A 5,017-nucleotide genomic window follows, 5' to 3' on the forward strand; every position below is an offset into this window, starting at 1 on the left:
AATGTCCAAAAACATCAGCAGGGGAGGATACAGCAACGGTTAAGAAGTTAGCACCTTCTAAATAAGAACTAGCTAAACCGTGAGTGTACCAAGAAGTAACGAAGGTAGTACCAGTTAGCCAACCACCAAGTGCAAGATAAGCACAAGGAAATAGTAGGATACCAGACCAACCAACGAATACAAATCTATCTCTTTTGAGCCAGTCATCAAGGGTATCAAATAACCCTCTTTCTGGCACTCTGCCTACTGCAATGGTCATATAATAAACTCCGAATGAATATGATTACTTAAAAAAACGTTATTCCTAAGTTTTCTCTGGTCTTAATTTTTAGTTAAAACTTGTTTCTGAGAAAAATTTACTTTTCTTAACGTTAGCTTATAGTAACATTTTATGGGAAAATTGCAATATTTGACAAGTTGAATTGTTAAAAAATGCTTAAAAATATTAAAATTAGTTAAGTTTATTCTCTTTTATCGTAATTTAAAGTAATAAAAATACAAAAACAATTATGTTTACCATTGATTTGTTAGTTAGATACATTCCCGTTCCTTTATCTGTTCAGAAAAAAGAAGAGTCAGAAGCTCAAACAGTTTATAAAAGTATTTTGGAAGCAATTAAAAGTAGTGATGTTCAAGTAATTGAATTAACCTGTGATAAGCAAACCGATAAAAAAATTGCTGTTTTAAGTGATCAAGTTACAGGGGTTATCATTTCTCAGAAAGATTCTGTTAATGCCGGTGGAAAAGCACCTGGATTTTTTGCTGCCTTAGCAGATAAATAGCAATTAGGAATTAATTAGCAAGGGGTTTAAACCCTTTGTCCTCCTCCTAAGTATGCCTCAAAATAAAATGTACCATTAATTTTGCTTACCTATTTACCGATTACTACAATTGATCAACTCTAACTTTGCGATCGCCGTTGAAGGTTTAAATTTTGGTTGGAATCCTCAAACTAATGTTTTAAACTCTTGTACTCTTAATGTACCTAAAGGACAATTTTGGATGCTATTAGGCAATAATGGCTGCGGTAAGTCAACTTTATTGAGATTGTTGGCAGGTTTACTTACTCCCGATAGTGGCACGGTAGAAACTGATGCACCCTTAGGATTTGTATTTCAAAATCCAGATCATCAATTAGTAATGCCCACCGTTGCTGCTGATATTGCCTTTGGATTAGTAGAAGAAAAACTGAACCTTTTTCAAGTACAATCAAGAGTTAAAGAAGCCCTTATTGCTGTTAATCTTTTGGAATTAGAACGTCGTCCTATTTATGCTCTCAGTGGCGGACAAAAACAGCGCATTGCTATTGCTGGAGCGATCGCCCGTCATTGTCAGGTATTATTATTAGATGAACCTACAGCATTATTAGATCCAGATACTCAAATAGAATTAGTCGCTTTAGTACAAAAATTAGTCAAAGAAAGAGGAATAACTGCGTTATGGGTAACACATCGTTTAGAAGAATTAAATTATGCTGATGGTTATTTTTTATTAAAACAAGGGAAAGTAGTTAATCAAGGTAATCCTCAACAATTATTGGAAAAAATATGGCGATAGATACAGCCAAGGTCTTAAATTTTTGTTAAAATCTACCATTATGACATCGCAAAAAAACCCTTAGTTAAATATATATGCAAAGAAATGGTTTCTACTACTTCTCAAGCTATCTTGTTGGTAGATGGCTACAACATAATTGGTACATGGCATGGGCTCAAAAAGATTAGAGATAACAACGGTTTAGAACACGCTAGAGATTGTTTAATCGAAAGTTTAATTAATTATACGGGATATAAAGGATTAGAAACAAAAATAGTCTTTGATGCTCATTATCAGAAAACTCCTAGTTACGAAGAAAAATACGGTAAAAGTCTATCTATTTATTTTACATCTTATACAGAAACGGCTGACACCTACATTGAAAAGTTTTGTGCATCTTTTCCTCGCCGTAATCCCGAAACTGAAACCAGAATAATTGTTGCCACTTCAGATCAAGCCCAGCGTCATACAGTTGTCGGATACGGTGCAGAATGGATGTCTGCCCAAAGATTAGAAAAAGAAATTGATACAACTAAAAATAAAGAAAAACGTAATTTACGCCCTCGACAGAAATCTCAGGGGCGTTTTTTAGTTAATTCTCTCGATAGTAAAACTCAAAAAGCCTTATCTCAAATGCGTTTTGGGATTTAAGAACGACACTTTTTTAACATTTAAGATAGTGATGCTTATGGCATCTTGGAAGATAATTTCTAATATCACCATCAAGAGCTATAAAATTTTCGGTAATGTAAAGGTGTTGCGGTATCGGTTGTTAGATATGACAAGGGGTTTAAACCCCTTATTAAAGAATTCACAAAAAATATATCTTAATTGATTTTCTTATTTTCAATTCGCTGATAAAATCAAGAATGCCGGGAGGCAGAATTGAACCGCCGACACGAGGATTTTCAGTCTTCTTAATTTTGATTGTCTCCAAACAAATAATCTAGTATTCGTTTATTCTCTGTTTGTAATCCTTTTATATCTGATTGCATGGTTTTTATATCAGATTGCATAGTTCTCATAATTCCTACACTTTCTACAAACATTTCACTAAGAGATCCTATTTGTATTGTAAGTTCACTAACTTGTTGTCGAACTTCTTTAATTTCAGCTTGATTAGCAACGGTAGTTTTAGCACAGGTTTCTAACAATATTTCAATTCGTCTAAGTCTTTCTTCTGACATAATAATTAATTAAGTTATTGAAGATGATGGATCGTTTCCTGCTATCCTTACCTTGCAATTCTACTTTAAAAATAATTCTTTTTCCTTTGAACGACCTATATTGTAAGCAAAGGAAATAAGCGCAGAAAATTATGTCACAATTTATGAAAAGATTATGAAAAAGCGATTAAATTTGTGATGATGATCAAAAAAGATATTTTTTTTAGTAGTTTACTAATTTTGTTAAGTAGTTGTAATCAAAATCTATCACCTTCTGACAATAGCCTTAACCATAAACCTCAAGTAGTTTCCACTAGCACAGTTATCGCTAATTTAGCCACAGAAATCGGCGGATCACAAATTAACAACATAAGCATATTACAACCGGGAGCTGACCCTCATATTTACGAACCAGTGCCTCAAGATACCATCGCCTTAGAAAAAGCTGATTTAATTTTATATAACGGTTATAATCTCGAACCAAATATCATTAAATTGATTAATTCTACGGGTATTAAAGCAGATAAATTAGCCGTAGGAGAACAGATAAAACCCCTTGATTTTGAGTATGAAGGAAAAAAAAAACCAGATCCTCATGTTTGGGGGAATGCAAAAAATGGCATTATTATGGTAAAAGCAATTCGAGATAAATTAATTGAAATTGATCCTCAAAATAAAGATAAATTTACTCAAAATGCGGCTAAATTAATTCAAGAATTAGAAGAATTAGATTAATGGATAAAAACTCAAATCGCTACAATTCCCTCTAATCAGAGAAAATTAATCACCAGTCATGATGCTTTTCAATATTACAGTAACGCTTATGGTTTAGAAATTACGGGTACTCTTATCGGTATTAGTACAGAAGAACAACCCAGTGCTCAAACCATTAAAAATCTAGTAGAAATTATCAAAAGTAGTGGTGTCAAAGCTATTTTTGCCGAAACTACTATTAATCCTACTTTAATTGAAACTGTAGCTCAAGAAGCAGGAGTCAAAGTAGCACAAGGAAAACTCTACTCCGACTCTATTGGTGTTAAAGGCAGTGAAGCTGACAGTTATATAAAAATGTTAAAAGTCAACACTCAGACTATTGTTAATGCTTTAGTTGACACTCCCACGTATGAATGACGGGGGATTCTCCCATCTACACATTTACCCCGAAGGGTAACTGCTTCATGGAGTTAGGCGGATTGCCAAGTACCGCATCAACTAGACCGACTGAATCCATTACAGAATCAGTTTTCTTTAGATCTAGTTGACAACAGAAACCATCATATTGTGCTAGGTTTCTTGATGCGTTCAAATCAGAATTGCTATAGTGTCCATTGCGGTCTTTTTTTCTTTGTTTCATGGTTTTACGGCAACCTTAATTAAATATTCGTGCACCCGTTGTGTGCAATACATCCCACAGAAGACAGCAAGCACCATCCTTTTTGCGAAGTTATTGTAAATAATAATATGTTTATGGCAAAAAACTTTAGCCCTCATTATTCCGATGATTAAAGATGTTTATTCTCAATGGTGGTAAATCCTTTATCGTTACTTTTGCCATTATGGTATAACGCCAATTGATGATATTTAAGGGCGTGTTGAATTAAATCTTGAGCTTCTTTATCGTCAATATCCCTTATTTTACGAGCAGGAATACCAATCATTAACGATCGAGGTTCAACATCTTTAGTTACAACACAACCTGCCCCAATAATTGAACCTTCACCAATAGTAACACCATTTAACACAATAGCCCCAATACCAATTAAACAACCTTTTTTGATATGAGCTGAATGAATTACTGCTCGATGTCCAACAGTTACATAATCTTCTAAAATGGTTATCTTACCCGGATCTCCATGTAATACTGCACCATCTTGAATATTAGTATAAGCCCCAATCTCAATTTTTTCCACATCGGCTCTAACTACTGCACCGTACCAAATACTTGAACCTTCATTGATAGTGACATCTCCCATCACGGAAGCATTTTCGCCAATAAAAATATTTTCCAGAAAATCATCATTAGTTAATAATTTCATTTTCTAAATTCTTTAAGCAATGGGCAATGGGTAATGGGTAACGATGCACTGGGTAACAATGTACTGGTAAAATCTTCATTTTAAATTCTAAATTTTAAATTCTAAATTTTTCTGAAGGGAAATGCCATAAATCAAATAGGATTAATATATATAGCAATTTTCTCATAAGGAAGGTAGAGGCAAAGGGATGGTCGCCTCTTGTTAGCAAGATTTATAGAGACCTAACCATAATCAAAAACGCTATAGAATTCTTTAATGAATTTGGAGAATTTTAAATAA

The 5,017-nt window shown here is 33.7% G+C and carries 6 protein-coding genes and 2 pseudogenes; 4 read left to right on the top strand and 4 right to left on the bottom strand.

Translation table 11 applies throughout. The features are described 5' to 3' along the window. Positions 1 to 259, bottom strand: a pseudogene (locus FWJ34_RS18190) (photosystem II D2 protein (photosystem q(a) protein)); the annotation flags it as partial. 250 nt (positions 260 to 509) lie between these two features. On the opposite strand from FWJ34_RS18190, the gene FWJ34_RS18195 reads away from it, so the two are divergent. The 3 genes from FWJ34_RS18195 (at position 510) to FWJ34_RS18205 (ending at position 2,187) form a co-directional block, all read left to right on the top strand. Further along, a complete protein-coding gene (locus tag FWJ34_RS18195) occupies positions 510 to 782 on the top strand; it encodes a hypothetical protein (protein ID WP_308256754.1) in 273 nt (90 codons plus the stop codon). Positions 783 to 891: 109 nt separating this feature from the next. Then, positions 892 to 1,557, top strand: a complete 666-nt coding sequence (locus tag FWJ34_RS18200) for an energy-coupling factor ABC transporter ATP-binding protein (RefSeq protein WP_308256755.1) — start codon at positions 892 to 894, stop codon at positions 1,555 to 1,557. A gap of 84 nt (positions 1,558 to 1,641) precedes the next feature. Then, a complete protein-coding gene (locus FWJ34_RS18205) occupies positions 1,642 to 2,187 on the top strand; it encodes an NYN domain-containing protein (RefSeq protein ID WP_308256756.1) in 546 nt (181 codons plus the stop codon). A gap of 266 nt (positions 2,188 to 2,453) precedes the next feature. Here the strand turns inward: FWJ34_RS18205 and FWJ34_RS18210 are convergent, their stop codons facing one another. Continuing rightward, a complete protein-coding gene (locus tag FWJ34_RS18210; RefSeq protein ID WP_308256757.1) occupies positions 2,454 to 2,723 on the bottom strand; it encodes a hypothetical protein in 270 nt (89 codons plus the stop codon). A 180-nt stretch (positions 2,724 to 2,903) separates the two neighbouring features. On the opposite strand from FWJ34_RS18210, the pseudogene FWJ34_RS18215 reads away from it, so the two are divergent. Further along, positions 2,904 to 3,833, top strand: a pseudogene (locus tag FWJ34_RS18215) (metal ABC transporter solute-binding protein, Zn/Mn family). A gap of 16 nt (positions 3,834 to 3,849) precedes the next feature. Here the strand turns inward: FWJ34_RS18215 and FWJ34_RS18220 are convergent. Next, a complete protein-coding gene (locus tag FWJ34_RS18220; protein WP_308256758.1) occupies positions 3,850 to 4,008 on the bottom strand; it encodes a hypothetical protein in 159 nt (52 codons plus the stop codon). A 196-nt stretch (positions 4,009 to 4,204) separates the two neighbouring features. Beyond that, positions 4,205 to 4,738: a gamma carbonic anhydrase family protein gene (locus tag FWJ34_RS18225; RefSeq protein ID WP_308256759.1), complete on the bottom strand. Its 534-nt coding sequence runs from the start codon at positions 4,736 to 4,738 to the stop codon at positions 4,205 to 4,207. Positions 4,739 to 5,017 lie beyond the last annotated feature (279 nt).

The sequence above is a fragment of the Geminocystis sp. GBBB08 genome, from assembly GCF_016743215.1.
Taxonomy (GTDB): domain Bacteria; phylum Cyanobacteriota; class Cyanobacteriia; order Cyanobacteriales; family Cyanobacteriaceae; genus Geminocystis.